General features: G+C 32.6%; 30 protein-coding genes and 1 riboswitch. Of the genes, 25 read left to right on the top strand and 5 right to left on the bottom strand.

The window, feature by feature from the left end; genetic code table 11:
- Positions 1-203: 203 nt before the first annotated feature.
- Positions 204-1,499, bottom strand: coding sequence for a CitMHS family transporter (locus tag ISP02_RS09020; RefSeq protein ID WP_195721239.1), 1,296 nt, complete (start codon positions 1,497-1,499; stop codon positions 204-206).
- A gap of 209 nt (positions 1,500-1,708) precedes the next feature.
- Here ISP02_RS09020 and ISP02_RS09015 point away from each other — a divergent pair, with 209 nt between their 5' ends.
- Positions 1,709-1,942, top strand: a complete 234-nt coding sequence (locus ISP02_RS09015; RefSeq protein WP_195721238.1) for a hypothetical protein — start codon at positions 1,709-1,711, stop codon at positions 1,940-1,942.
- A gap of 175 nt (positions 1,943-2,117) precedes the next feature.
- Here ISP02_RS09015 and ISP02_RS09010 read toward each other — a convergent pair whose 3' ends face one another.
- A complete protein-coding gene (locus ISP02_RS09010; protein ID WP_195721237.1) occupies positions 2,118-2,642 on the bottom strand; it encodes a GNAT family N-acetyltransferase in 525 nt (174 codons plus the stop codon).
- Between the two features lie 275 nt (positions 2,643-2,917).
- On the bottom strand, positions 2,918-3,343 hold the full coding sequence (locus ISP02_RS09005; RefSeq protein ID WP_195721236.1) for an organic hydroperoxide resistance protein: 426 nt from the start codon (positions 3,341-3,343) through the stop codon (positions 2,918-2,920).
- 180 nt (positions 3,344-3,523) lie between these two features.
- Here ISP02_RS09005 and aroD point away from each other — a divergent pair, with 180 nt between their 5' ends.
- From aroD to ISP02_RS08990, 3 genes are all read left to right on the top strand, one after another.
- Positions 3,524-4,237: a type I 3-dehydroquinate dehydratase gene (gene aroD, locus ISP02_RS09000; RefSeq protein ID WP_195721235.1), complete on the top strand. Its 714-nt coding sequence runs from the start codon at positions 3,524-3,526 to the stop codon at positions 4,235-4,237.
- Between the two features lie 66 nt (positions 4,238-4,303).
- Positions 4,304-4,843 carry a nitroreductase family protein gene (locus ISP02_RS08995; RefSeq protein WP_195721234.1) on the top strand — a complete coding sequence of 180 codons (540 nt, stop codon included), beginning with the start codon at positions 4,304-4,306 and terminating at the stop codon, positions 4,841-4,843.
- Positions 4,844-5,218: 375 nt separating this feature from the next.
- Entirely contained in the window at positions 5,219-6,127 is a 909-nt protein-coding gene (locus tag ISP02_RS08990) for an ABC transporter substrate-binding protein (protein ID WP_195721233.1), read from the top strand.
- Between the two features lie 269 nt (positions 6,128-6,396).
- Here the strand turns inward: ISP02_RS08990 and ISP02_RS08985 are convergent, their stop codons facing one another.
- Complete coding sequence (locus tag ISP02_RS08985; RefSeq protein WP_195721232.1) at positions 6,397-6,717, bottom strand: thioredoxin family protein; 321 nt, start codon at positions 6,715-6,717, stop codon at positions 6,397-6,399.
- A gap of 141 nt (positions 6,718-6,858) precedes the next feature.
- On the opposite strand from ISP02_RS08985, the gene ISP02_RS08980 reads away from it, so the two are divergent.
- The 18 genes from ISP02_RS08980 (at position 6,859) to ISP02_RS08895 (ending at position 23,794) form a co-directional block, all read left to right on the top strand.
- On the top strand, positions 6,859-7,212 hold the full coding sequence (locus ISP02_RS08980; protein ID WP_195721231.1) for an arsenate reductase family protein: 354 nt from the start codon (positions 6,859-6,861) through the stop codon (positions 7,210-7,212).
- A gap of 153 nt (positions 7,213-7,365) precedes the next feature.
- Entirely contained in the window at positions 7,366-7,746 is a 381-nt protein-coding gene (gene gcvH / locus ISP02_RS08975) for a glycine cleavage system protein GcvH (protein ID WP_195721230.1), read from the top strand.
- 175 nt (positions 7,747-7,921) lie between these two features.
- Positions 7,922-8,314 carry a toprim domain-containing protein gene (locus tag ISP02_RS08970; RefSeq protein WP_195721229.1) on the top strand — a complete coding sequence of 131 codons (393 nt, stop codon included), beginning with the start codon at positions 7,922-7,924 and terminating at the stop codon, positions 8,312-8,314.
- Complete coding sequence (locus ISP02_RS08965; protein ID WP_195721228.1) at positions 8,311-8,610, top strand: thioredoxin family protein; 300 nt, start codon at positions 8,311-8,313, stop codon at positions 8,608-8,610. Before ISP02_RS08970 ends, ISP02_RS08965 begins: the two co-directional genes overlap by 4 nt.
- A 54-nt stretch (positions 8,611-8,664) precedes the next feature.
- Positions 8,665-8,773: riboswitch (SAM riboswitch) on the top strand.
- A gap of 83 nt (positions 8,774-8,856) precedes the next feature.
- Entirely contained in the window at positions 8,857-9,882 is a 1,026-nt protein-coding gene (locus tag ISP02_RS08960) for a methionine ABC transporter ATP-binding protein (RefSeq protein ID WP_195721227.1), read from the top strand.
- Entirely contained in the window at positions 9,875-10,570 is a 696-nt protein-coding gene (locus tag ISP02_RS08955) for a methionine ABC transporter permease (RefSeq protein WP_195721226.1), read from the top strand. The genes ISP02_RS08960 and ISP02_RS08955 overlap by 8 nt, the downstream gene beginning before the upstream one ends.
- 18 nt (positions 10,571-10,588) lie before the next feature.
- Positions 10,589-11,398 (top strand): MetQ/NlpA family ABC transporter substrate-binding protein, encoded by an 810-nt coding sequence (locus ISP02_RS08950; RefSeq protein WP_195721225.1) that lies wholly within the window; start codon positions 10,589-10,591, stop codon positions 11,396-11,398.
- A 384-nt stretch (positions 11,399-11,782) separates the two neighbouring features.
- Positions 11,783-12,544 (top strand): Fe-S cluster assembly ATPase SufC, encoded by a 762-nt coding sequence (gene sufC, locus ISP02_RS08945; RefSeq protein WP_195721224.1) that lies wholly within the window; start codon positions 11,783-11,785, stop codon positions 12,542-12,544.
- 96 nt (positions 12,545-12,640) lie between these two features.
- On the top strand, positions 12,641-13,948 hold the full coding sequence (sufD, locus tag ISP02_RS08940) for a Fe-S cluster assembly protein SufD (RefSeq protein ID WP_195721223.1): 1,308 nt from the start codon (positions 12,641-12,643) through the stop codon (positions 13,946-13,948).
- 119 nt (positions 13,949-14,067) lie between these two features.
- Entirely contained in the window at positions 14,068-15,306 is a 1,239-nt protein-coding gene (locus ISP02_RS08935; protein ID WP_195721222.1) for a cysteine desulfurase, read from the top strand.
- Complete coding sequence (gene sufU, locus ISP02_RS08930) at positions 15,296-15,745, top strand: Fe-S cluster assembly sulfur transfer protein SufU (protein WP_195721221.1); 450 nt, start codon at positions 15,296-15,298, stop codon at positions 15,743-15,745. The genes ISP02_RS08935 and sufU overlap by 11 nt, the downstream gene beginning before the upstream one ends.
- A 198-nt stretch (positions 15,746-15,943) precedes the next feature.
- Positions 15,944-17,341, top strand: a complete 1,398-nt coding sequence (gene sufB, locus ISP02_RS08925) for a Fe-S cluster assembly protein SufB (RefSeq protein WP_195721220.1) — start codon at positions 15,944-15,946, stop codon at positions 17,339-17,341.
- 301 nt (positions 17,342-17,642) lie between these two features.
- On the top strand, positions 17,643-18,650 hold the full coding sequence (locus tag ISP02_RS08920) for a hemolysin family protein (RefSeq protein ID WP_195721219.1): 1,008 nt from the start codon (positions 17,643-17,645) through the stop codon (positions 18,648-18,650).
- A gap of 30 nt (positions 18,651-18,680) precedes the next feature.
- Complete coding sequence (locus ISP02_RS08915) at positions 18,681-19,745, top strand: NAD(P)H-dependent flavin oxidoreductase (protein ID WP_195721218.1); 1,065 nt, start codon at positions 18,681-18,683, stop codon at positions 19,743-19,745.
- A gap of 157 nt (positions 19,746-19,902) precedes the next feature.
- A complete protein-coding gene (locus tag ISP02_RS08910; RefSeq protein WP_195721217.1) occupies positions 19,903-20,751 on the top strand; it encodes a DUF72 domain-containing protein in 849 nt (282 codons plus the stop codon).
- Positions 20,752-20,821: 70 nt separating this feature from the next.
- Positions 20,822-22,141, top strand: coding sequence for a bifunctional metallophosphatase/5'-nucleotidase (locus ISP02_RS08905; protein ID WP_195721216.1), 1,320 nt, complete (start codon positions 20,822-20,824; stop codon positions 22,139-22,141).
- 82 nt (positions 22,142-22,223) lie between these two features.
- Entirely contained in the window at positions 22,224-23,147 is a 924-nt protein-coding gene (gene lipA / locus ISP02_RS08900) for a lipoyl synthase (RefSeq protein WP_195721215.1), read from the top strand.
- A 266-nt stretch (positions 23,148-23,413) separates the two neighbouring features.
- Positions 23,414-23,794, top strand: coding sequence for a YutD family protein (locus ISP02_RS08895; protein WP_195721214.1), 381 nt, complete (start codon positions 23,414-23,416; stop codon positions 23,792-23,794).
- 80 nt (positions 23,795-23,874) lie between these two features.
- Here the strand turns inward: ISP02_RS08895 and ISP02_RS08890 are convergent, their stop codons facing one another.
- Entirely contained in the window at positions 23,875-24,141 is a 267-nt protein-coding gene (locus tag ISP02_RS08890; RefSeq protein WP_195721213.1) for a DUF3055 domain-containing protein, read from the bottom strand.
- 133 nt (positions 24,142-24,274) lie between these two features.
- On the opposite strand from ISP02_RS08890, the gene ISP02_RS08885 reads away from it, so the two are divergent.
- The 3 genes from ISP02_RS08885 to ISP02_RS08875 are packed head-to-tail and all read left to right on the top strand — an operon-like array spanning position 24,275 to position 26,464.
- Positions 24,275-24,706, top strand: coding sequence for a DUF86 domain-containing protein (locus ISP02_RS08885; RefSeq protein ID WP_195721212.1), 432 nt, complete (start codon positions 24,275-24,277; stop codon positions 24,704-24,706).
- Between the two features lie 5 nt (positions 24,707-24,711).
- On the top strand, positions 24,712-25,491 hold the full coding sequence (locus ISP02_RS08880; RefSeq protein ID WP_195721211.1) for a TIGR01457 family HAD-type hydrolase: 780 nt from the start codon (positions 24,712-24,714) through the stop codon (positions 25,489-25,491).
- A 10-nt stretch (positions 25,492-25,501) separates the two neighbouring features.
- A complete protein-coding gene (locus ISP02_RS08875; RefSeq protein WP_195721210.1) occupies positions 25,502-26,464 on the top strand; it encodes a 2-hydroxyacid dehydrogenase in 963 nt (320 codons plus the stop codon).
- The last annotated feature ends 210 nt before the right edge of the window (positions 26,465-26,674 follow it).

The raw sequence follows: 26,674 nt of genomic DNA, 5'->3' as shown, positions 1-26,674 counted from the left end.
AAAACTTTGTCGATTTTTTTATTTTTACAATTTTAATCAGTAAAAGGTTTAATAATAGAAAAGGTTATGTAATATTGTCGTTGAGGTGATTTGATAGATTCGGAGTGTAATAATAAAAGATATAAATAGGCTAGTGTTTTATATTCTCAAATATCTTAACCACTTCAATTAAAATATTATTTTTGTGATTTTTTACTTAATATTTACCAAGGAATGATGCCTAATATTAATGCTATAAATATCATGAATAAACTTGAGCCTATAGCCCATTTGATTACGATACGTTGATTGCGTCCGTATTCGATATCTAACATACCAACTAAAAGATAACCGGCTGCGTAAAGTGGACTTAAAACGTGTAACGGTTGACCTAACACTGAAGCTCTTGCCATTGCGACTTTCGAAATACCGAATTGATGCGCAGATTCAGCAAGTATTGGTAATACACCATAATAAAATGGATCATTTGCCATAAAGTAAGTAAATGGACCGCTTAATATAGCCGTTATTACAGCAAAGTGACTACCTAAAGCCTCAGGTATAATTTGCACTAACGTGTGTGCCATTTCGTCTACCATTTTTGTACCATCCATAATACCTGTAAAAATACCAGATGCAAAAACTAAACTTATTACGGCTAATACGTCTCCAGCGTGTTTTTTTACTACTGAATTCTGGATGCTTAAATTTGGATAATTTAATAACAAAGCTACGCCGAACCAAACCATAAATAAGATTGGAATAGGTAGTAATTCTATTAATAAACATACAATTAAAGAAATAGTTAATATTGCATTAGGAATAATCATTTTTGGACGTTTTAATAATGACTCTTCTTTAGAATCAACCATCTGCAAGTCATTGGTATCGATATCCGTTGCAGAGTGTATATATTTTTTAGAACGATTTCCTAATATAACTGCAACAGCTAAGGCAAAAATGATACCTGCAATCATAGCTGGAATAATAGGGATAAAAACATCTTCAGTTTGTAAATGTAAAGAAGAAATAGCACGGGCTGTTGGGCCTCCCCATGGCAACATATTCATAACACCTATGGATAGCAACGCGAGCGTCGATAGTATGTAATAACTCATCCCTATTTTTTTATAAAGTGGCATCATAGCAGTCACCGTGATAATAAAAGTCGTTGTTCCGTCTCCATCCAATGCGACCATCGAAGCTAAAAGTACTGTTCCTATAGCTATTTTTACTGGATCACCTTTGACTACTTTGACAATTAGTTTGATAACAGGTTCAAATAACCCTGCGTCAATCATTACACCGAAGTAGAGAATCGCAAACGTCAACATAATACCAGTAGGTGCTACAGTACCAATACCGTCTAACATAAATTTGCCAATGCCGGCATAAAAACCTCCGATTAAAGCAAATATTGTTGGAATCACTATTAAAGCAATTAATGCAGACATTTTCCGTGTCATAATTAATATCATAAATACTGCAATCATCATAAAGCCTAATATTGCTAAATACATAAGTTCTCCCCCCTTATTTTGTTATTATAGCGCTTTCATTAAAATTTTGATATTAATATTCACATAATTCTTAATTTTTTTCATGATTGTATATGCAAAAAAATAGTTAATCATAAACAATAAAATTTCGTTAATGTTTATGATTAACTATAATAAATTTCTTATGTATTTATTATATGATTGGTTTTCAAAAGGGATATAAAATAATAATGATAGACAATAATGTAACGACTATAGCAAAAGTATTAGCAATTTTATCGCCATTTATTAGGGCAGAAATATTAAAAATAAGTACGCCAGCAACGAATAGTAAACCAACGATTAGTGTCATATTACCGCCTAATACGTTGATAATCACAACAAGAGGAACAGCTAACGTAATCAAAGACAAAAATAGCGATAATAAAGTACTCAAATGGTTCAATCTAAACACCCTCTCTTAATACATTAATTATTTTTAACATTGTTGCACATAGTAAAATAATATGTTTTTGCAATTTTTATTGCAAGTTAAATAGTCATATTTAACTAGAAGATGTAAAATACTTTTTAATAAATCACGCATTGACGTTTAGGATGAAAGGATGAAATTATGTAACATCATTGATTATATTTATGTTAAGAAGGGATTTCTTTTATATGATAAACCAACCAATGTTGATCTACATAATGGCTATTATACTTTCGTGCGTGTTGTTCTAATGCTAATACTTCGAAATCTAAATCACTGAAGAATACTTTTGCAGTGATGTTATTAGAGGCAACAGAAGCTAATAAAATTTCTATATCTTGTTTTTGGCAATACTGAAACACTTGATTTAATAATGCTGTGGCAATTTCTTTTCGAGTATCATTATCATTAGCAATAATTCCCATATTTTCTAAAAATATTTTATGGGCTAATCCATGAATCTTAATATTGTATAAGGTCGTTGCACCAATTAGTTGACCATCTATAAATGCACCGATGATAGTGCAATTATTATTATCTTGAGATAAATTGTGTGTTAAATTATCTTCTGATGCTATTTCATAGTCATAAATCCCCCATGTAAACACATCATCACTTTTATTTAATATATTTAACAATAATTGTTGATACGTTATTAAATCGTTATTAGTTAAAATACGAAAATGGGTCATGGTAACCCTCCTTTAAACAGGTATTATAGTAGGGGTTAAACGATTTTTACTTAATATTATTTTTATAATAAAGGATAAATTATTCAATAGCAATCTTTTATATACATTAAACTTAATAATATTTGACGAAATATATTTAATTTAAATTAATCTGTCAACTAGTGTGTTTTTTTGTGATTATAATTGAAAAACAAACTTTAAAAACAAAAAAACTATAAAAGGCAATTATGCCTTTTATAGTTTTTAAAAGTAGTATTCAGTTTATATTTAAATTATTAGCTTACTACTTCAACATTTAAATTCACATCGATATTGCCACGAGTTGCTTTTGAATATGGGCAAAAATCATGTGCATCTTGCAAATATTTTTCAGCGTCAGCTTGTGATAATACGTCTTTAACTTTTGCATCGATATCAACGCTTAGTTTCGGACTTTCAGCATCTGGATCATCTTCAAGTCTAACTGTTAAAGTAACTTCAGGCTCAGCGCCACGTACTTTATTTTGTTTTAAAATTAAGTCAAAAGCACCGTTGAAGCATGAAGCATAACCAGCCGCGAATAATTGTTCAGGATTTGTACCTTTATCTGCATCTGCTTGATCTGGAGGGATGACTGCAACGTCTATTGCTTTATCATCAGTTTGAACGTGACCATTACGTCCACCTGTATTTGTAGCTTTAGTTTCATATTTAACTGCCATTATAATTCCTCCTCATTTCTATTATATATAATGTGTACCCCAAAGTTTAAAGATTAAATCATGACTATATAATCCGATTATTATTAATTTTTTTAATGAAGCGATGGCGTTTGTTGTAATTAATGGATGAATTAGGCTAAAATATGGCTTATTATACTATTAATTTAGAAGGTGAAAATCGTGACACATGTAGATATTGCTGTAACTATAGCACCAGAAAATAAATTAGATGAAGAGACGCTCAACAATTTAAAAAAATTTAAGGATGATATAGATTTATTTGAATTAAGAATTGATCAGTGGGATGTAATTGATCTAAAAACGATTGAAGCAATTCAGCATCAACTAAAAGATTTGAAAAAGAAGTTATTAATTACTTATCGAACAAACAGTCAAGGGGGCTGTGGTGGGTTAAATGGAGAAACTTATTATACAATGCTCAACACTTTAATTGAAGCTAAAAATTACGACTTAATAGACATTGAATTTAATAAATCTACAGATAAAGAACAGCTGACTACCTTAATTACAGCGGCTCAAAATAAAGATATAGAAGTCATACTATCTTATCATGATTTTGAAAAAACACCGCATTTAGATGATTTAAAGCATCTATATTATAAAATGCAGTCATTAAAGCCGGATTATATTAAGGTTGCAGTAATGCCTAAAAATAAACAAGATGTAACGAATTTGTTAACGGCAATGTCTTATTCTGCAGATTCAGTTAATCCTCGAGTGATAGGCATTGCGATGTCGAAATTAGGTTTAGTAACTAGAACGGCACAAGGGGTCTTTGGGGGGACAGTTTCATATGGCTGTATTGATACACCTAAGGCACCTGGCCAAATACATGTTAGCGTTTTAAGAGAACAGTTAAAATTATACGAGTAATTTGAAAATAGCACGATTGTATCTTATAATTGAAAATAGTTATCATTAACGAAAGGGCGATATAGAATGGAACTACAAGATGCAATCGCTAATAGAAGAAGTAGCAAAATTTTTAAGAGAGACATGTTTATCGATGATGAAGCATTGTATCAAGCTATAAAACAGTCATCAGATGCTCCAAACCATGGATTAAGAGAGCCTTGGCGCGTTGTGCATATCGCTAAAAACAGATTAGGTGACATGAGTAAAGCTATCTCAGATAAGGCATTTCCTCACCAACGGGATAAACAGCAAGATCATTATAATACAGTAACCAAATTAGGTGGCATGCTAGCGTTAATCGTTAAAGATGACCCAAGACAAAAAGAAAATTTGGAGAACTATTTGGCATTTGGTACTTTTGCACAAAACTTAATGTTATTACTTCATGAAGCGCATATTGGTACATGCTGGAAAACACCTCCATATATTTTTATGCCACAAGTTAGAAAAGCATTAGGTGTAGAAGATGACGAAAGTTTAGTAGGCTTTTTATATTTAACAGATATGCAAGATGATATGCCACATGCGCGACGTCACATGCATAATATCATTACTGAATTCTAATCTTACGTCATTTAACTAATTGCAAATAAACTACCTTTAAATGAAGGAGTTTTATAATAAGTAGCTTTCAAAAATCCACTAGTTTATCTCTAGTGGGTTTTTTGTTTCTATAGTTAGACGCTATAACTTAGTTTTATGCATAAACTTTGCGCTAACAACTTAAGTGAAGATTTTTTAATAACATGATTTAATTTGTAGTTTAAATAATTGGACAGTTAAAAAATAATGAAATTGATTATTAATTCTAAGTATTGTTAGCTTAGTTAAAGTTTAACAAAATTAATTTGAAGCATTTAATATTATAAATTTGTTTTGTAAAAATAATAAAAACCTTTATAATTGATAATGAATATCAATTAAAGGAAGAGGTATAATATGAAAAAGTTAATATTATCAGTTCTATCGTTAGTATTTGTACTTACAGCATGTAGTAATAGTGCGAAAAATGAATCATCTAAATCGCAAAAACAATACGTTTTAGATTCTGGTAAAAAAATTAAAGTTCCAAAACAACCTAAGCGTATAGTTGTTATAGCTGATACATATGCGGGAGGTGTAAAATATTTAGGTGGCCATATAGTGGGCGTTAATAAAGATGTGGAACAGAGCGATATATTAAAGGGAAAATTTAGCAAGGTAAAGAAAATTGATCCAGAAAATGTTGAAAAGATAACTAAGTTAAAGCCAGACCTCATTATTGCAGATACAGATGATAAAAATTTAAAAAAATTTAATAAAATAACCACTACTATTCCAATGAAATACGGTAAAAGAAATTATTTAGAAACACAAATTCAATTAGGTAAATTATTAGGAAAAGAAAAGCAAGCTCAAAAGTGGGTTAATGACTGGAAACAACAAACTTCTAAAGACGCGAAAGAAATTCACGAGCATATTGGTAACAAGGCGTCAGTCTCAATTTTCGATGACTTTGATAAAGAATATTATGCTTTTGGCAAAAGTTGGGGAAGAGGCGGAGAAATATTATATCAATCTTTTAATTTAAGAATGCCTGAAGCTTTGGAAAAAGCAGTCGGTAAAGACGGATACAAGGCTTTATCATTAGAAGCTATGCCCAAGTATGCTGGAGATTACATTATTACAATGAGCGAGGGTAAGTCGTCTCCAGAATTTGAAAAAACTAATGTCTGGAAAAATATACCCTCAGTAAAACAGGGTAATGTAATTCATGTTAAAGCAGAGAATTATTGGTATAACGACCCTTATTCATTGGAAACAAATAGAAAAAATTTAAAATCACATTTAATTAATATGGCAAAATAATACTATAATGATATTAAATTAAAGCAAGAGTTATAATAGAGCAACATAAAATTTTTACAAGATACACTTTCGCATAATTTTATTTTTATTATAAAGCCAGAGAAAATGTCTTGTTTTGTAGTGAAAATCTATGACAATTATACAAAGGTCATGTTGTTTATAAAAGTAACCCTCAAATGATTTTTGCTTTAAGCATCACTTGAGGGTTATTTGTTTAGATATAGATACTCTAAAACCTTTTTTACAAAGTCTTTAATAAAGTTTATTGATTATTCAAATGTTTCAGCTAAGAATGACTCAACTTGTTCAGGAGATTTAGCATTTGCAGAATGTAGATGAGCTAATTTTTCTCCGTTTTTAAAAACTAATAAACTTGGTATGCCCATAACATCATTGTTAGCAGCTACATCTTCAAGCTCATCTCTATTAACTGTATACCAATTATAATCATTGTATTTTTCTTGGATTGGGTCAATCCACATATCCATTGCCTTACAATCAGGACACCAGCCTGCTTCGAATTTAACAATTACTGGATTGTCGCTATTTATTGTAGCGTTGAAATCTTCATTAGATTTAATAGATTGCATAGTAACGCTCCCTTTTTAGTTTATTAACTCATATTATAACGAATAATTATAACGAATTAAAAACTTTAAGCTTAAAAGTTAGAGCGTTTTTTATATAATTCTGCTATATTAGTGATAATAATGTATAGGAGGTACAGAAATATGATCAAATTTTACCAATATCCTAATTGTACGACTTGTAAAAAAGCAGCTAAATTTTTACAAGCATATGGTGTAAGCTATGAACCAATTGATATCGTCCAACATACACCAACCAAAAGTGAATTCAAAGAAATTATTGAGCGTACTGGCTTAGAGGTCAACAAGTTATTTAATACGCATGGGGCTAAATATCGCGAGTTAGGGTTGAAAGATAAGTTGAACGCAATGTCAGACAATGATAAATTAGATTTATTAGCTCAAAACGGCATGCTTGTTAAACGCCCATTAGCTATATCTGGAGATAAGGCTACAGTTGGTTTTAATGAGGATGTTTATAAAGAAACTTGGTTGTAATAAAGAGATATAGCGAAACATATTGCTTAACTTAAGCCATCATATGTTAATGCTACATGTCATTTATTGTTTTATTTATTACTATAAACAGTTGCCTTTATGCTTAGTCATATGGCATCATAAAAGTGTAAAATCATATAGGAGGGGATACTTGTGGCAGTACCGAGTGAGTTAAAATATTCTAAGGATCATGAATGGGTTAAAATTGAAGATAATACAGCAACAATTGGTATTACTGAATACGCACAAAACGAACTAGGAGATATCGTTTTTGTTGAATTACCTGAAGTAAACGATGAAATTAATGAAGGAGATACTTTTGGTAGTGTTGAATCTGTTAAAACTGTATCAGAACTATATGCACCTCTTTCAGGCAAAGTCTTGGAATCTAATGAAGAATTAGAAGATAGCCCTGAATTTGTTAATGAATCTCCATACGAAAAAGCATGGATGGTTAAAATAGAAATTACTGACGAAAGTCAATTAGACAACTTATTATCTGCTGAGCAATATTCAGAAATGATAGGTGAATAATTAAAATGATTAACTCCATGATATTTATATCTTGGAGTTTTTATTATCTATTAGATAGAGAATAGTTAATTAAATATAGTTTTAGTCACTTGATAAACATAAATGTTTAATGAATTAATAAACCGTGGAATAGTATAATAGAATATAGACAATCGACTTTAAGAAGGTGGATATCATGACCATATTAAATAAAGTAATTGTTGTCGAAGGTAAAACCGATAAAGTACAAGTGAAAAAAGTGATTGATGAACCAGTACAAATCATTTGTACTAATGGTACGATGAGTATTGATAAAATTGATAATATGCTAGAAACACTTTATGATGAACAAGTATTTATCCTTGTAGACTCAGACGATGAGGGCGAGAAAATTCGGGGTTGGTTTAAAAGGTATTTAAGCGAAAGTAAACATATTCGTGTAGATAAACAATACTGTGAAGTAGCACGCTGTCCAAAACATTATTTATCTAGACTGCTTGAGAAAAATGGATTTTTAGTTAAAGATGAAGAGCAAATAGATAAAGAACAATTAGATAATATAGCTGAAAGGGTAAGTTTGATAACATGAACGTAACAAGAGAAGAACGAGCAAATGTAGAAGAACATTTCAATGAGGAAAAACATTTAATATTTGGTTATACGCCTACATGTGGGACGTGTAAGGTTTCTGAAAGAATGCTAGATATAGCAAATGACATTTTAAAATTACCAATAACTAAACTTGACTTGAATTTGCATCCTGATTTTAGTCAGCAACATGAAATACAATCTGTACCTGTTTTGATGGTCATGTCTAAAAGTACTGAACAAAAAAGACTATATGCATTTCAGTCTGTTCCTTATTTGTTAGAAAATTTAAAATAATAATTGACGAATCATTAGTGTAATGGTAGGATAAAAAATAATTAAATCATGTAACTCTTATCGAGAGAGGTGGAGGGATGTGCCCTATGAAGCCCGGCAACCGTCTAATTAATAGAAATGGTGCCAATTCACATAAAGTTTAACCAACTTTAAAAGATGAGAGAGGGTATATATTGCTTTCTCTATTCTGGATAAGATAGGGGAAGCATTTTTTAGTTTATTGAGCAATACAAGGAGGCAATCACAATGATTGAGTTAAATCAAATCGTCAAACGTTATAAGACGAAAAAGCAAGAAGTCCTTGCTGTCGATCATGTTGATTTAAACATAGAAACTGGCTCAATTTTTGGCGTGATTGGTTTTTCAGGAGCTGGAAAAAGTACTTTAGTGAGACTTTTAAACAATTTAGAACAACCTACGTCAGGTGATGTCATTATTGATGGAGACAACATTGGACAGTTGTCTAAGTCGGCATTACGTCAAAAGCGCCAAAAAGTAAGCATGATATTTCAACACTTCAATTTATTATGGTCTAGGACTGTATTAAATAATATTACGTTCCCGTTAGAAATTGCTGGTGTATCGCGGCAGCAAGCTAAGGAAAGAGCGTTAGAACTTATTGAACTTGTAGGTTTACAAGGAAGAGAAAATGCGTATCCTTCACAGCTGTCTGGAGGACAAAAGCAACGTGTTGGTATTGCGCGAGCCCTTGCAAACGAACCAACAGTGTTACTTTGTGATGAGGCAACAAGTGCATTAGACCCTCAAACGACAGACGAAATTCTTGATCTTTTGTTAAAAATAAAAGAACAAAGCAATATAACTATTGTAATAATCACTCACGAAATGCATGTCATACGCCGGATTTGTGATGAGGTTGCAGTGATGGAAAGCGGTCGAGTGATTGAGCAAGGTACTGTTAATGATGTATTTGAACATCCTAAACACCAAGTAACAAAACGCTTTGTAAAAGACGATTTGAATGATGACTTTGATGAGTCTATCGAAGATTTGGATGCTTTGAAACCAGGTGACTACATAGTTAGATTGAATTTTGTTGGCAATAACACGACTGAGCCAATAGTTTCATATATAACTAAGACACATAACATTGATGTGAATATTTTAGAAGCCAATATTAAAAATAGTAAAAATGGGTCAATTGGATTTCTAGTATTACACTTACCTAATATTGGTAATGAACAATTCGACGCTTTCAAAGATAACTTAGAGTCTCAACAAGTGTCAGTGGAGGTGTTAAAACATGGGTAAGTCATTTGGAGAAATTTTGCAAGAAATGGTAACCATGCCAAATATCCAATGGCCTGAAGTTTGGCAAGCAACATATGAAACACTTTATATGACGGTGATTTCGACAATTTTCGCCTTTGTTTTCGGTATTATATTAGGTGTATTATTGTTTCTAACTGCAAGAAGCAAATCTAAGGTCGCGCATGTTTTTTATTCAATAGTATCATTTGTTGTGAATCTATTTAGAGCTATTCCATTTATTATCTTGATTTTGTTATTGATTCCGTTCACAAGCATAGTTTTAGGTACGATAAGTGGTCCGACCGGTGCACTGCCAGCACTAATTATAGGCTCCGCACCTTTCTATGCTAGATTAGTAGAAATAGCATTTAAAGAAATTGATAAAGGAGTTATTGAAGCGTCATGGTCTATGGGTGCTAACACTTGGACCATTGTAAGAAAGGTATTACTACCAGAAGCAATGCCTGCTCTAGTTTCAGGTATTACAGTTACTGCAATTGCTTTAGTTGGTTCTACTGCAATAGCAGGTGTTATAGGTGCTGGTGGTTTAGGAAACCTAGCATACTTGACAGGATTCACACGTAACCAAAATGATGTCATCTTAGTTTCGACAATCTTAATTTTAATTATAGTATTTATTATCCAATACATTGGTGATTGGGCTACAAATAAAATTGATAAAAGATAAAATGAAAGGGGACTTAACATGAAAAAAATTTTAAGTTTAGTATTAGTTTCACTATTAGCAGTTGTTTTAGCCGCCTGTGGCAAAGGCGGAGACGACAAAAAAATAACAGTAGGGGCTTCACCTTCACCACATGCTGAAATTTTAGAAAAAGCTAAGCCGTTATTAAAAGATAAAGGTTACGATTTACAAATCAAAACCATTAATGATTACACGACGCCTAATAAATTGTTAGATAAAGGCGAAATTGATGCTAACTATTTCCAACACACACCATATTTAAATACTGAGAAAAAAGATAAACATTATAAAATTGAATCAGCAGGTGATGTTCATTTGGAACCAATGGCTGTATATTCTAAAAAATATAAGAGTTTAAAAGATTTACCTAAAGGTGCAACAGTTTACGTATCAAACAACCCAGCTGAAGAAGGACGTTTTATCAAATTCTTCCAAGATGCCGGTTTAGTAAAAGTTAAAAAAGGCGTTAAAATTGAAGACGCAAAATTTAGTGATATCGTAGAAAATAAAAAAGATATTAAATTCAACAATAAGCAATCAGCTGAATATTTACCTAAGATTTATCAAAACCAAAAAGCAGATGCCGTAATTATCAACTCTAACTTTGCTATAGACCAAAAATTAAATCCGCGTGAAGATTCAGTTGCTTTAGAAAAAGCTGAAGATAATCCATACGCTAACTTAATTGCGGTTAAAGATGGGCATAAAGATGATAAGAAAGTGAAAGCTTTAATGGAAGTACTGCACTCTAAGAAAATTAAAGAGTACATTAACAAAAAATATGATGGTGCAGTAGTACCATCTAAATAACAAAGTCGTAAACACTCCCTTATTTGTGAAATTGGGAGTGTTTTATAATAATTTAAGCTAGGAAAAAATCGAAAATTGAAATTGAATAAGAAATATAAAGTGACTCTTGTTATTTGATTTTCATACGTGAAAGATAGAAAAAATATAAAGTATAGTCATTGAGAACAGGTGTAAAAACATTATCAGTTACTTTCAGTAAAGTAAGGCTTAATAAAAATCGTTGTATTATAATAATTATTATAAAATACTACGTCGAAAGGTTTATATTAGCTAGTAAGTACGTTATAATTAGATGATGTAATGCGTTTGCAGTTTTTTGACTGTAGATTAAAATTATTATAAACTAGTAAGGAAAACATATTATTTATTACGGAGGGAATATGTATGCCATCAACATTAGAGATCAAAGACCTACATGTGTCTATTGAAGATAAAGAAATTTTAAAAGGTGTTAATTTAACAATTAATACTGGTGAGATTCATGCCATCATGGGACCAAATGGTACTGGTAAATCAACATTATCATCTGCAATTATGGGCCATCCAAGTTTTGAAGTAACTAAAGGTGAAGTTATTTTAGACGGCGTGAACATTTTAGAACTTGAAGTTGACGAACGTGCAAAAGCTGGTTTGTTCTTAGCTATGCAATATCCTTCAGAAATTACAGGTGTTACTAATGCTGACTTCATGCGTTCTGCTATTAATGCTAAACGAGAAGAAGGACAAGAAATCAACTTAATGCAATTTATTAAACAATTAGATAAAGAAATGGATTTGTTAGATATTGAGCAAGATATGGCTCAACGTTATTTAAACGAAGGTTTCTCTGGCGGGGAGAAAAAGCGTAACGAAATACTTCAATTATTAATGTTAGAACCTAAATTTGCAATCCTAGACGAAATCGACTCTGGTTTAGATATCGATGCGTTGAAAGTTGTTTCTAAAGGTATTAATGAAATGCGTGGAGATGAGTTTGGTTCATTAATCATTACTCACTATCAACGTCTATTAAACTACATTACACCAGATAAAGTACACGTTATGTATGGTGGTAAGGTTGTGAAATCAGGCGGACCTGAATTAGCTAAACGTTTAGAAGAAGAGGGTTACGAATGGGTTAAAGAAGAGTTCGGTGCTACAGAATAAGTCTCAACTCATATTAATTTGTATGAATGAGCTAATGAATAGCTGGTTTATCCAAATAAAGGCAACAATTAATCATCTTAATGGGAGGAAAATAGTATGACGACTGAAACTTTAAACATTTCTGAAGCGCAACTTGTTGAATATTCACAAGCCCATAATGAACCTTCTTGGATGACGGAATTACGTAGAGAAGCGTTAAAATTAACAGAAACTTTAGAAATGCCAAAACCAGACAAAACTAAAATAAATAGATGGGATTTTGACTCATTTAAACAACTTGAAACAACAGGTAACGTATACGATGACTTAGATACATTACCTCAAGAAGTAAAAGCAATTATTGACGTCGATAAATCAGAAAATTTGATTATTCAACACAATAACTCTTTAGCTTTTACACGTGTTTCTCAATCAGCTAAAAAGGATGGCGTAATTATAGAAGGCTTATCAGAAGCTTTAATTAACCACCCGGACTTAGTACAAAAATATTATATGAAAGATGCGGTTTCTGTTGATGAACACCGTATAACTGCATTACACACTGCATTAATGAATGGCGGCGTGTTCGTTTATGTTCCTAAAAACGTAGTCGTAGAACACCCTGTTCAATATGTAGTATTACATGACGATGAGAACACTAGTTTTTATAATCATGTAATTATAGCTGCTGAGCAAAGCGCAGAAGTAACTTACGTTGAAAACTATCTTTCAAATGCAAATGGTGAAGGAAATCAACTTAATATTGTGTCAGAAGTAATTGCTGGACCTAATTCAAATATTACTTATGGGTCAGTTGACTATTTAGATAAAGGATTTACTGGACATATTATTCGCAGAGGTACTGCAGATGCAGATGCTACAATCAACTGGGCGTTAGGGTTAATGAATGAAGGTAGTCAGATCATTGATAATACCACTAACTTAGTAGGTGATCGTTCTACTAGTGAATTGAAATCCGTTGTAGTAGGAACTGGTGATCAGAAAGTAAACCTAACATCTAAAATTGTTCAATACGGCAAAGAAACAGACGGTTACATTTTGAAACATGGTGTTATGCTTGAAAGTGCATCATCAGTATTTAATGGTATTGGCTACATCAAGCATGGTGGAACGAAATCAAATGCTAACCAAGAATCACGTGTCTTAATGTTGTCTGAAAATGCACGTGGAGATGCCAATCCAATCTTACTAATCGATGAAGATGATGTTGAAGCAGGACATGCTGCATCTGTTGGTCGTGTTGACCCAGAACAACTTTATTATCTGATGAGCCGTGGCATCTCACAAAGAGAAGCTGAACGACTAGTTATTCATGGTTTCTTAGATCCTGTTGTAAGAGAATTACCTATTGAAGATGTTAAACGTCAGTTACGTGAAGTAATCGAACTTAAAGTAAACAAGTAATAAGCCTTAGCACAGTCACCTTATGATAAAGTGATTGATATAGAAGTATGAAGTACAATAAAGTAACTTCAACTAAGGTCTAATCAGAGATTCTTAATTTAGAAAGGTCTGTGGGTAATATGACCGAATCATTAAATGTACAAGAAATTATTAAAGACTTTCCTATTTTAAACCAACAAGTTAATGGGAAGCGTCTTGCTTATTTAGATACTACAGCGACAAGTCAAACCCCTGTACAAGTATTAAACGTACTTGACGAGTACTATAAAAAATATAATTCTAATGTTCATCGTGGCGTGCACACATTAGGCTCATTGGCAACTGACGCATATGAAGGCGCACGCGAAACTGTTAGGCGTTTTATTAATGCACGTTATTTTGAAGAAATTATTTTCACTCGTGGTACTACTTCATCAATTAATGTGGTAGCTCGTAGCTACGGTGATGCTAATATACAACCAGGAGAGGAAATTGTTGTTACCGAAATGGAACATCATGCCAACATCGTCCCTTGGCAACAGTTAGCAAAACGTAAAAATGCTAAGCTTAAATTTATTCCAATGACATCTGAAGGCGAATTGGATATAGAAGATATCAAAGCGACAATCAATGATAATACAAAAATTGTGGCAATCGCTCACGTATCTAACGTGTTAGGTACAATTAACGATGTAAAAGCAATAACTGAGGTAGCACATGAACATGGTGCTGTGATAAGTGTTGATGGCGCACAAGCTGCACCACATTCTGCTTTAGATATGCAAGACCTGGATGTAGATTTTTATAGTTTTAGTGGCCATAAAATGCTTGGGCCAACAGGTATAGGCGTTTTATATGGTAAACGAAAATTACTACAAGAAATGGAACCTGTTGAATTTGGTGGTGACATGATTGACTTTGTAAGTAATTACGATGCAACATGGGCGGATTTACCAACTAAATTTGAAGCGGGTACACCATTAATTGCACAAGCTATTGGTCTTGGAGAAGCGATTAAATATCTCGAAGATTTAGGTTTCGATGCGATTCATGAGTATGAAAAAAATTTAACAGAATATGCTTATGAACAAATGTCTACTGTCGATGGTATTGAAATATATGGACCGCCAAAAGATCGTCGCGCAGGTATAATTACTTTTAATATTAAAGATATTCACCCTCACGATGTAGCTACAGCTGTCGATACCGAAGGCGTGGCTGTACGTGCAGGTCATCATTGTGCGCAACCATTGATGAAGTGGTTAAATCAGTCGTCAACTGCGCGTGCTAGTTTTTATATTTACAATACGACTGAAGATATTGACCAATTAGTTGAAGCGTTAAAGCAAACGAAGGAGTTTTTCTCATATGAATTTTAATAATTTAGATCAATTGTATCGTTCAGTTATTATGGATCATTATAAAAACCCTAGAAATAAAGGGAAATTAGATAATGGTACGATGACTGTAGATATGAACAATCCAACATGTGGGGATCGTATCAATTTAACGTTTGATATCGAAGATAATGTTATTAAAGACGCTAAATTCGATGGAGAAGGCTGTTCAATTTCTATGTCTAGTGCTTCAATGATGACAGAATCAATTAAAGGTCATACTTTAGCTGAGGCTATGGAAATGAGCCAAGAATTCACGAAAATGATGCTTGGAGAAGATTACGAAATCACTGAAGATATGGGCGATATTGAAGCACTACAAGGTGTGTCACAATTCCCAGCGCGTATTAAATGTGCGACGCTAGCATGGAAAGCATTAGAAAAAGGTACAGTTGAAAAAGAAGGTAAAGCAGAAGATTAATTATTGTAATGCGTTGACAAAGTGTAATATGCCATTCAAACTAGAATAAACAACAAGAATAATCTAAGGTGATTAAACTAGCTAATGTTTAATGTAGCTTGGTAGTGGCATTAATGAAGATACGATGCAACTTGTTACCAACTTAATAGATATAACTCGCACGGATGAGGCTTTAAATATATAAAAGGAGTGATTAACATGGCTAAGAAAGCACCTGATGTTGGAGATTACAAATATGGTTTCCACGAAGAAGATGTTTCCATTTTTAGATCAGAACGAGGTTTAACAGAAAACATCGTTAAAGAAATTTCTAATATGAAAGAAGAGCCAGAATGGATGCTTGATTTCAGACTTAAAGCATTAAAGCATTTCTATAAAATGCCAATGCCACAGTGGGGTGGAGATTTATCAGAATTAGATTTTGATGATATTACGTATTATGTAAAACCATCTGAACACGCTGAACGCTCATGGGATGAAGTTCCAGAAGAAATTAAACGTACTTTTGATAAATTAGGTATTCCAGAAGCAGAACAAAAATATCTTGCAGGCGTATCTGCTCAATATGAATCAGAAGTTGTTTATCATAATATGGAAAAAGAACTTGAAGATAAAGGTATTATCTTTAAAGATACAGATAGTGCATTAAGAGAAAATGAAGAATTATTCAAAGAATACTTTGCATCTGTAGTACCTGCAGCAGATAATAAATTCTCTGCACTAAACTCAGCTGTATGGTCTGGTGGTTCATTTATTTATGTACCTAAAAACATTAAATTAGATACACCATTACAAGCATACTTCCGTATCAACTCTGAAAATATGGGTCAATTCGAACGTACTTTAATCATTGCTGATGAAGGTGCTTCAGTAAACTATGTAGAAGGTTGTACTGCACCAGTTTACACAACAAGTTCACTACACTCAGCAGTCGTTGAAATTATCGTTCATAAAGACGCTCATGTTCGTTATACTACAATTCAAAACTGGGCTAACAATGTTTATAACTTAGTTACTAAACGTACACTAGTTTATGAAAATGGTAATATGGAATGGGTAGATGGAAACTTAGGTTCTAAACTAACAATGAAATACCCTAACTGTGTACTTCTAGGTGAAGGAGCCAAAGGTAGTACTTTATCAATTGCTTTTGCTGGTAAAGGACAAGTACAAGACGCTGGCGCGAAAATGATTCATAAAGCACCAAACACGTCTTCAACAATTGTATCTAAATCTATTTCTAAAGACGGCGGTAAAGTTGTTTATCGTGGTATTGTTCACTTCGGACGTAAAGCGAAAGGTGCACGTTCAAATATTGAATGTGATACGTTGATTTTAGACAATGAATCAACTTCTGACACTATTCCTTACAATGAAGTATTTAACGACAATATCTCATTAGAACACGAAGCGAAAGTTTCTAAAGTTTCTGAAGAACAATTATTCTATCTAATGAGCCGTGGTATTTCAGAAGAAGAAGCGACAGAAATGATTGTTATGGGCTTCATTGAACCATTTACAAAAGAATTACCAATGGAATACGCTGTAGAAATGAACCGACTAATTAAATTTGAAATGGAAGGTAGTATCGGTTAGTAATTTTATTCGATTGTGTAATGATTATATAGAGAGGTGTCCCTAGGGCGCCTCTTTTTTTATTGTTAAATCTAGGAATTTTATAAAGTTAATTGCACAAACGAATCATTAATTTATAATTGTAAGGTTGTTAAAAGTAACATTATGACAAACTATCGTGTTAAACTATTAGGTATACAAATGCAAGGTTATAAATATGCTTTTAAATCGATTTATTTCATGAATAAAGTTGTTTTTTTAAAATAGCACAGGGAATAATTATTGCAACAGCAAATAATATTTAATGAAGGGGATATGCTTTTTGGTTATATCGATAATCATATTATTGTTAGCCTCATTTTTCTTTTCAAGTAGTGAAACAGCATTAACTGCTATAAACAAAATAAAACTAAGTGAGGAAACGCAACAAGGAGATAAAAAAGCAGAAAAATTACTTAATTTTTTACAAAAGCCAAGTGTTTTTATTACAACAATTCTAGTATGTAATACGATAGCTAACTTGTTGATTTTAACGTTCGTAACAGTTTTTGCTATAAAATATCATTATAGTCTTATTGGATCGATTATAGTGTCGATTATCATAGTTATTTTAGTAGGTGAGGTTATTCCAAAGTCTATTGCAGCTTCAATACCTAACAAATTAGCTCGTTTTGTTTATGGACCACTAAAACTGATTACTATGATTTTTAAACCAGTAACAATGATATTAAATGGTTTAACTGATAGCATTCATCATGCGCTAACTAAAAATCAAGAAGATGAGCAAAAATATTCTAAAGAAGAAATACGTCAATTAGTTACTATTGCTGGAAGTGAAGGCGCATTTAATGAAATGGAAAGCAAACGTATCCAAGGTGTTATTGATTTTGAGAAATTAAAAATCAACGATGTTAATACGACACCAAGAATTAATGTCACTGCATTTTCAGATGACACAAGTTATGAAGAAGTATATGAAACGGTAAAGTCTAATCCATATACGCGTTATCCTGTCTATGAAGGTGATATTGATAATATAGTAGGGGTTTTTCATTCTAAATACTTATTGGCATGGAATCATGAGCAAGATAAATCGATTATCGACTATACTTCCGTACCATTATTCGTAAATGAGCACAATAAGGCTGAATGGGTTTTAAGAAAAATGACTGTTACACGTAAACATTTAGCTATCGTGCTAGATGAATATGGTGGAACTGATGGTATTGTTTCTCATGAGGATCTTATCGAAGAAATGTTAGGCATGGAAATTGAAGATGAAATGGACGAAGAAGAAGAAGAAAAATTAACTTCGAATATAAAGCAATAATAACAAACCATTAATCAAGGAGTGTTTTAGATGCAATTATCATCTCCTCTTACAAAGCAATTAAATATAGATTATCCAATCATTCAAGCAGGTATGGCTGGAAGTACAACGCCAGAATTGGTCGCAGCAGTTTGTAATGCTGGTGGTTTAGGTATGATAGGCGCTGGATATTTCGATGGCGAAAAGCTTGAAAATGAGATTGATGAAGTAAATCAACTAACTAATAAGCCGTTTGCAGTTAATTTATTCGTACCGAGCAATAATGAAGTTGATAATGGTTTAGTCGAACATATGAAAGAATGGCTTAAACCTTATCGTAAAGCTTTCAACTTAGAAGAACCAGTAGTTAATATAACCGAACAACAACAATTTGATCGTGCAATCGATATAATAATTGAGAAAAAAGTATCTATTGTTACATTTACTTTTGGCATTCCAAATAAAGAAACGATATCTAAATTAAAAGCACACGATATAACTTTAATAGGAACTGCTACTTCAGTAGACGAGGCTCAAGCAAATGAAGAAGCAGGCATGGATATTGTTGTTGCTCAAGGTAGTGAAGCAGGAGGCCATAGGGGTTCCTTTTTAAATACGAGTAATGATAACGCGTTGGTGGGGGTAATGTCACTAGTACCTCAAATTGTTGATAACATAGCTATACCTGTAGTTGCTGCCGGTGGAATTATGGATGGTAGAGGATTAGTTGCTAGTATGGTTTTAGGTGCGCAAGCAGTACAAATGGGTACGGCATTTTTAACTACTCTCGAGAGTGGTGCGAATAATGTGTTACGTAATGCTATTTTAAATAGTAAAGAAACTGATACCGTCGTTACGCCTGTATTTAGTGGGAAACCGGCGCGTGGCATAGATAATGAATTTATTCATGAAATGGGTAAATATGATGATATTATTCCAAGTTATCCTATACAAAATCAGCTTACCAATGGTATACGTAAAGCTGCAGTTCAAAAAGGTGATGCAAATATGACGCACTTATGGAGTGGTCAAAGTCCAAGACTCGCTCAATCTGTCAGTGTCGATGAATTAATACAACAAATCATTGCACAATCGACAAACGTGTTACAAAATTAAAAAGTTAAAGCAACAATACTTCAAAATGTAGTGTTATATAAAAAACTACTCGTTTAAAATGTGTTGATGCTTCTTTCATGTTAAGAAAAGGGTTTTATTAAGCTTAATCAAGTGAATGAATTATTATATGTATGGTAATATGAAATCGGTGATATGAATGATAAATATTGGACTCACAGGTTGGGGAGACCATGATACTATATATGAAGATCTGCAACGAAAATCAGATAAACTTAAAACGTATGCTAGTCATTTCCCAATAGTAGAACTTGATGCATCGTATTATGCAATTCAACCAGAAAGAAACATTTTAAAATGGATTAAAGAAACACCTGAGAAATTTAAATTCATAGTTAAAATACATCAAGCGTTAACTTTACATGCCGATTACAAAGCATTTGCAGATAGTAGACAATCATTAATCGACCAATTTAAGCTCATGCTTGGTCCATTAGTAAAGGAACATAAATTGGCGATGGTGTTAGTTCAATTTCCGCCATGGTTTGATTGTACTGCTCAAAATATTACATATATTAGATATATAAGAGAACAATTAAAAGAATTTCCTGTTTGTGTTGAATTTCGGCACCAGTCTTGGTTTTCGGAACATTTTAAGGAACAAACTTTATCTTTCTTAACAGGACAAAATATTATTCATTCTGTGTGTGATGAACCCCAAGTAGGTCAAGGCTCAATACCATTAGTAAACAGAATTACTAATAGTGTAGCTTTTGTGAGATATCACGGTCGTAATACTCATGGATGGACCAAGCAAGATATGACAGATGAAAAATGGCGTGACGTGCGTTATTTATATGATTATAGTAAAGAAGAGCTAACACATTTAGCGAATAAAGTAAAAGTGCTAGACCAAAAAGCAAGTGAAGTTTATGTTGTGTTTAACAACAATTCTGGAGGTCATGCAGCTAATAATGCAAAAACTTATCAAACAATATTAGGTGTAGATTACGATGGATTAGCACCACAACAATTACGCTTGTTTTAATATTTAATAAAAATGAATTATTTATATTATAAATATATATAACATTGAAAGTTATCAGGAGAGGATATAGATGCGATTAACTATTTATCATACAAATGATATACATAGTCATCTACACGAATATTCAAGAATTGCAGCTTATTTAGCTAAAGTACGTCCACAATTAACTCATCCCTCTCTTTATTTAGATATTGGAGACCATGTTGATTTATCTGCACCGGTTACTGAAGCAACGATGGGGGCTAAAAACGTAGATTTATTAAATGAGGCACATTGTGACATTGTAACAATAGGTAACAACGAAGGTATGACTATCTCGCATGAGGCACTAAATAAACTGTATAATAATGCTGCTTTTGAAGTTACATGTGCCAACGTTTTTGATGAGCATGGAAATTTACCTCATAATATTTCATCATCTCATATTAAATCGATAAATGGTGTTCGTATTTTATTTGTAGCAGCAACGGCCCCATTTACGCCATTTTATAGAGCTTTAGACTGGGTGGTAACAAACCCTTTAGAAGCTATTAAAGACGAGGTTTCAGCGAATGAAGGTCAATATGATGTATTGATCATTATGAGCCACGTAGGTGTCTTTTTTGATGAAAAATTATGCCAAGAAATTCCGGAAATAGATGTCATTTTAGGGAGTCATACGCATCATTATTTCGAAAATGGAGAAATAAATAATGGTGTACTTATGGCAGCCGCAGGTAAATATGGGAATTATGTCGGTGAGGTAACTTTAGATATCATAGATAAAAAAGTAATTTCTAAAAAGGCTATTATTCATTCATTAGCATCATTACCAGAAACCAAAACTCATTTTGTAGAAGAAGGTCGAGCGTTAATGGATGAAGCCGTTACGGATAAACCGATTACTTTGCCTAGAGAAACAAGCTATATTAGTAAAACGACATACTTATTAGCAGAAAGTTTGCAATATTTTACTGGGGCTGATTGTACGATAATTAACGCTGGTTTAATCGTTAATGCAATTAAAGACAAAATCGTCACAGAATATGATATTCATCAAATGTTGCCTCATCCAATTAATGCAGTTAGAATTAAACTATCAGGTAAGCTATTAAAAGAAGTAGTGGATAAAAGTCAAAAGCAAGAATATATTAATGCACAAGCACAAGGTTTAGGTTTCAGAGGCAATATTTTTGGTGGATATATCTTATACAATATTGGCTTTATAGAATCCGAAAATCGTTACTTTATAGATGGAAAAGAAATCAAAGACGATCAAACGTATACATTAGGAACAGTTGATATGTATACATTTGGTAGATATTTCCCGATGTTAAAAGATCAACAAATAGAGTACTTGATGCCAGACTTTTTAAGAGACATATTTAAGAAGAAATTATTACAATATTAATTTATGACTTAATTACGTTTTAATTTGTCGTAAAGTTAGTTATAATAGTTAGAGATATTTAAACAGGAGGGTAAGCGTTGTTATGGCTACTAAAAATGAAGAAATATTACGTAAACCAGATTGGTTAAAAATAAAGCTTAACACGAATGAAAATTACACTGGCCTCAAGAAAATGATGCGTGAAAAGAACTTACATACAGTTTGTGAAGAAGCAAAGTGTCCAAATATACACGAATGTTGGGGTGAACGCCGAACTGCAACATTTATGATTTTAGGTGCAGTTTGTACACGTGCATGTAGATTCTGTGCCGTTAAAACTGGACTACCAAATGAATTAGATTTAGGCGAACCAGAAAGAGTTGCCGAATCAGTAGAATTAATGAACTTGAAACACGTAGTTATTACAGCAGTAGCAAGAGACGATCTCAGAGATGCTGGTTCAAACGTTTATGCCGAAACAGTACGTAAAGTACGTGCTCGTAACCCTTACACAACAATTGAAATTTTACCCTCAGACATGGGCGGTGATTATGAAGCTTTAGAAACTTTAATGGCTTCAAAACCAGACATTTTAAACCATAATATAGAAACAGTTCGTAGATTAACACCTAGAGTTCGTGCACGTGCTACTTATGACAGAACTTTAGAATTCTTACGACGTTCAAAAGAATTACAACCTGAAATCCCAACTAAGTCTAGCTTTATGGTTGGTTTAGGTGAAACTTACGAAGAAATTTACGAAACAATGGATGATTTGCGTGCTAATGATGTCGATATTTTAACTATTGGTCAATATCTACAACCATCACGTAAACATTTAAAAGTTGAAAAATACTATACTCCTTTAGAGTTTGGTAAATTACGTAAAATTGCTATGGACAAAGGCTTTAAACATTGTCAAGCTGGGCCATTAGTAAGAAGTTCATATCACGCAGATGAACAAGTCAATGAAGCGGCTAAAGAAAAACAACGCCAAGGTGAAGCTCAACTAAACGCTGAACAATAATTAAATAAAGTTTTTAATTTTAGACTTAGTTTACTTGTATGCATGTTTTGCATATAGTGGACTAAGTCTTTATAGTAATTATAAAGATAGTTATAGGGCTTAATTTATAAAGCAACAGTGACATTTCAAAAATTATTAGCAATTAAAAGCTAAACATTTTTGTTACGAATAATTAATCCATCGAGAGTAAGATTTAAGGTGTTATGATTAATCAACAAAGTGGGATATAGTATAATTGATCCAATATAAGATTAAGGTGAAAACAAATGATAAAAGTAAATAATCAGTTTTTTGAATTACTAGAAGAATATAGAGAATGTTTTGATGAAGAACAATTTGTTGGTCGCTATTCTGATATTTTAGACAAATACGATTATGTAGTGGGTGATTATGGATATGATCAGTTACGTTTAAAAGGTTTTTATAATGATACTAATAAAAAAGCTGAATTAAGCAAACGTTTCTCGACGATTCAAGATTATTTGCTAGAGTATTGTAATTTTGGTTGTCCCTATTTTATTGTTAAAAATGTGACAACTGAAGCACAAAAAAATCAGGCCCAAGATCAAAGCCATACTGAAGAAGCTCCAGAAGATAAGTTGAAAGATGTAAAGATTCAACCAACAATTCAAAATACTGAAGATTAATCAATATTATCCGCATCAGATTAAAGTTGTAGAAGTAAAAAGCTCAATCGCTTAGCGATTGAGCTTTTTTTTACTTGAAATCATTGAATTTTCTCTGACAAGAAGGCATTTAATTCATCACCTTCTTTTTCATTCACACCAAGTATGTATGCCACATAACCTACTTCTTCTAAATCATCAGTGCCTATAATTCCAAATTTATTCGTTTGCATATTTAAAACTATAGTTTTACCAAAATGACGATCCGTTTGTACAAGCATTAAATCATATCTGCTCTCTTCACCAACAAAACCAACAAATTGTACCTGTGCTGATTCATCATCATCGTATAAATACATATCTATCATAAAACGACCTTCTTCCTTTTTTACTAAGCGTAAAATAATTAATTTTTGGTGGAAATCTTTAGTTCTCAGTATAACCACTAATGAATTTAACTTCAAAGTTATGATATGATTAAGTTATTGAGAGGTGACGATAATGTACTTTGTAAATAAAGAACAGCTAAATACAAAATTAAATTATATTCAGCAATTAACAGAAGACTATGAAGATAATAAAGCCAATACATATGCTTTTGAACGCATTGGCCAAATGCTAATTGAATCCTCTGTAGATATTGGCAACATGATTATTGATGGATTCATTTTAAGAGATCCAGGTAATTATAAAGATGTGATTGATATTTTAGCATTAGAAAAAGTGATTTCTACTCAAACTCAAGATTACATCAATCAAACAATTGATGTAAGAAAGCAATTTGTTTTCTTGTATGACCAACTAGAAGATAGTAATTTAATTCCATTATTTGATCAAGCGATACCTTATTATCAACAGTTTGTTGCTGAGGTAGTGAAATTTTTAAAAAGTGAAAATGTACCTGTTACGGCATTTGGAGAAAAAGGAGAATAAGTTTAATGAAGCAGTATAGCGCATATTTATTAGATTTAGATGGCACGATGTATAAAGGAGATGACATTATAGATGGTGCGGTCGAATTTATAGACTATTTAAGTGCACAGAACATCCCTTATTTATTTGTTACAAATAATTCATCTAAAGAACCTGCAGAAGTAGCTGAAAGATTAAATAGGTTAGGCATCAAAGCTACTTCAAATGACATTATTACTTCAGCAATTGCGACGGCGGATTACATTGCAAATGAACAACAAGATGCGACAGTGTACATGATAGGTGGCAACGGTTTAAAAACTGCACTAAACGGCAAAGGCTTACAACTTAAAAATGATGAATTTGTTGACTACGTTGTCATAGGTCTTGATGAAGCGGTAACGTATGAAAAATTAGCCACAGCGACGTTAGGGGTACGCAATGGTGCTAAATTTATTTCTACAAATAAAGATGTTTCTATACCAAAGGAACGAGGATTTATGCCTGGTAATGGTGCATTAACAAGTGTAGTATCTGTATCAACAGGACAAGAGCCAGTATTTATCGGAAAACCTGAACCGGTGATTATGAATATAGCATTGTCAGTGTTAAATTTACCGAAAGAAGAAGTAGCTATGGTAGGCGATTTATATGATACGGATATATTATCTGGCATTAATGTAAATATCGATACAATTCATGTACAAACTGGGGTAACATCATTAGAAGAAATTCAACAAAAAGAAACGCCACCAACATACTCATTTAAAGATTTAAACGAAGTTATAGCCGAATTAGAAGGGTAGGTCGATTGGGATGGGAAAAATTGTTGTAACTAGAAAGATACCAGCTAAATTTATAGAACAATTAGAAGCAATTGATAAAGTGGAACTTTGGGATGACGCACATACGCCAATGCCTAGAGAGAAATTTTTAAATGCACTATCAGATGCAACTGCTTGTTTTATAACTTTGTCTGAGCAAATTGATGAAGAAGCATTAAATGCTGCACCAAATTTAAAAATCATAGCTAATATGGCAGTTGGATTCGATAATATCGATGTCCAATTAGCGCATGACCATAATATTGTTGTTACAAATACACCAGATGTATTAACGGAAACGACTGCTGAATTAGGTGTGTCTTTAACATTAAGCGTGGCACGCCGTATTGTTGAAGCGGAGCGTTATGTACAAGATGGACAATGGCAAAGTTGGAGTCCTTATTTACTAGCAGGTAAAGATTTATATAGAGCTAAAGTAGGTATTTTTGGTATGGGTGATATCGGTAAAGCGGTAGCACGAAGATTAAAAGGCTTTGAAGCAAATATTATGTATCATAACCGTTCAAGACAAAATGACGCTGAAGAAGAACTAGGTGCATTGTATGTGTCATTTGATACATTGTTGGAAAACAGTGACTTTATTATTTGTACTGCGCCTCTTACTGAAGAAACAAAAGACAAATTCGATAAGCAAGCCTTTGCCAAAATGAAAGAACATGCAATTTTTATTAACATTGGTAGGGGGGCAGTCGTGGATGAAGAAGCACTCGTCAATGCTTTGAAAGAAGGACAAATATGGGCATGTGGGCTAGATGTTTTAAGAGAAGAACCTATTGATATGTCCCATCCTTTACTCAACATGAAAAATGCCGTAATTGTACCACATATAGGTAGTGCTTCTGTTGTTACAAGAGATCGAATGATTCAACTATGTGTAGATAATATTAAATTAGTGTTGGATGACCAATCACCATTAACTCCGGTTAAAGGTTAAAAGATATAATCATACTAATACAAATACACACATAAATATAACAAAATATAACAAAAAGGTAGCTCAACTATAAATAGTTGGGTTATTTTTTTGCTAAAATTTAATGCCATTAAGACAACCTAAGTTTACGTTTTAATTTATATTTTTCGCAAATCAACATTTGATTGGAATACCCAATAATTTTCATATAGTAGTTTAAGCGAGCCCTAC

The organism is Staphylococcus durrellii (assembly GCF_015594545.1).
GTDB lineage: Bacteria > Bacillota > Bacilli > Staphylococcales > Staphylococcaceae > Staphylococcus > Staphylococcus durrellii.
Note: the sequence above shows the minus strand (reverse complement) of the source record. Positions and strands in the feature narration are given on the sequence as shown.

Excerpts from the sequence above, each read along its gene's own strand:
- ISP02_RS09020 (WP_195721239.1), bottom strand. The coding sequence starts at position 1,499 with ATGTATTTAGCAATATTAGGCTTTATGATGATTGCAGTATTTATGATA.
- ISP02_RS09015 (WP_195721238.1), top strand. The coding sequence starts at position 1,709 with ATGATAGACAATAATGTAACGACTATAGCAAAAGTATTAGCAATTTTA.
- ISP02_RS09010 (WP_195721237.1), bottom strand. The coding sequence starts at position 2,642 with ATGACCCATTTTCGTATTTTAACTAATAACGATTTAATAACGTATCAA.
- ISP02_RS09005 (WP_195721236.1), bottom strand. The coding sequence starts at position 3,343 with ATGGCAGTTAAATATGAAACTAAAGCTACAAATACAGGTGGACGTAAT.
- ISP02_RS08995 (WP_195721234.1), top strand. The coding sequence starts at position 4,304 with ATGGAACTACAAGATGCAATCGCTAATAGAAGAAGTAGCAAAATTTTT.
- ISP02_RS08990 (WP_195721233.1), top strand. The coding sequence starts at position 5,219 with ATGAAAAAGTTAATATTATCAGTTCTATCGTTAGTATTTGTACTTACA.
- ISP02_RS08985 (WP_195721232.1), bottom strand. The coding sequence starts at position 6,717 with ATGCAATCTATTAAATCTAATGAAGATTTCAACGCTACAATAAATAGC.
- ISP02_RS08980 (WP_195721231.1), top strand. The coding sequence starts at position 6,859 with ATGATCAAATTTTACCAATATCCTAATTGTACGACTTGTAAAAAAGCA.
- ISP02_RS08970 (WP_195721229.1), top strand. The coding sequence starts at position 7,922 with ATGACCATATTAAATAAAGTAATTGTTGTCGAAGGTAAAACCGATAAA.
- ISP02_RS08965 (WP_195721228.1), top strand. The coding sequence starts at position 8,311 with ATGAACGTAACAAGAGAAGAACGAGCAAATGTAGAAGAACATTTCAAT.
- ISP02_RS08960 (WP_195721227.1), top strand. The coding sequence starts at position 8,857 with ATGATTGAGTTAAATCAAATCGTCAAACGTTATAAGACGAAAAAGCAA.
- ISP02_RS08955 (WP_195721226.1), top strand. The coding sequence starts at position 9,875 with ATGGGTAAGTCATTTGGAGAAATTTTGCAAGAAATGGTAACCATGCCA.
- ISP02_RS08950 (WP_195721225.1), top strand. The coding sequence starts at position 10,589 with ATGAAAAAAATTTTAAGTTTAGTATTAGTTTCACTATTAGCAGTTGTT.
- sufC (WP_195721224.1), top strand. The coding sequence starts at position 11,783 with ATGCCATCAACATTAGAGATCAAAGACCTACATGTGTCTATTGAAGAT.
- sufD (WP_195721223.1), top strand. The coding sequence starts at position 12,641 with ATGACGACTGAAACTTTAAACATTTCTGAAGCGCAACTTGTTGAATAT.
- ISP02_RS08935 (WP_195721222.1), top strand. The coding sequence starts at position 14,068 with ATGACCGAATCATTAAATGTACAAGAAATTATTAAAGACTTTCCTATT.
- sufU (WP_195721221.1), top strand. The coding sequence starts at position 15,296 with ATGAATTTTAATAATTTAGATCAATTGTATCGTTCAGTTATTATGGAT.
- sufB (WP_195721220.1), top strand. The coding sequence starts at position 15,944 with ATGGCTAAGAAAGCACCTGATGTTGGAGATTACAAATATGGTTTCCAC.
- ISP02_RS08915 (WP_195721218.1), top strand. The coding sequence starts at position 18,681 with ATGCAATTATCATCTCCTCTTACAAAGCAATTAAATATAGATTATCCA.
- ISP02_RS08910 (WP_195721217.1), top strand. The coding sequence starts at position 19,903 with ATGATAAATATTGGACTCACAGGTTGGGGAGACCATGATACTATATAT.
- ISP02_RS08905 (WP_195721216.1), top strand. The coding sequence starts at position 20,822 with ATGCGATTAACTATTTATCATACAAATGATATACATAGTCATCTACAC.
- lipA (WP_195721215.1), top strand. The coding sequence starts at position 22,224 with ATGGCTACTAAAAATGAAGAAATATTACGTAAACCAGATTGGTTAAAA.
- ISP02_RS08895 (WP_195721214.1), top strand. The coding sequence starts at position 23,414 with ATGATAAAAGTAAATAATCAGTTTTTTGAATTACTAGAAGAATATAGA.
- ISP02_RS08890 (WP_195721213.1), bottom strand. The coding sequence starts at position 24,141 with ATGATAGATATGTATTTATACGATGATGATGAATCAGCACAGGTACAA.
- ISP02_RS08885 (WP_195721212.1), top strand. The coding sequence starts at position 24,275 with ATGTACTTTGTAAATAAAGAACAGCTAAATACAAAATTAAATTATATT.
- ISP02_RS08880 (WP_195721211.1), top strand. The coding sequence starts at position 24,712 with ATGAAGCAGTATAGCGCATATTTATTAGATTTAGATGGCACGATGTAT.
- ISP02_RS08875 (WP_195721210.1), top strand. The coding sequence starts at position 25,502 with ATGGGAAAAATTGTTGTAACTAGAAAGATACCAGCTAAATTTATAGAA.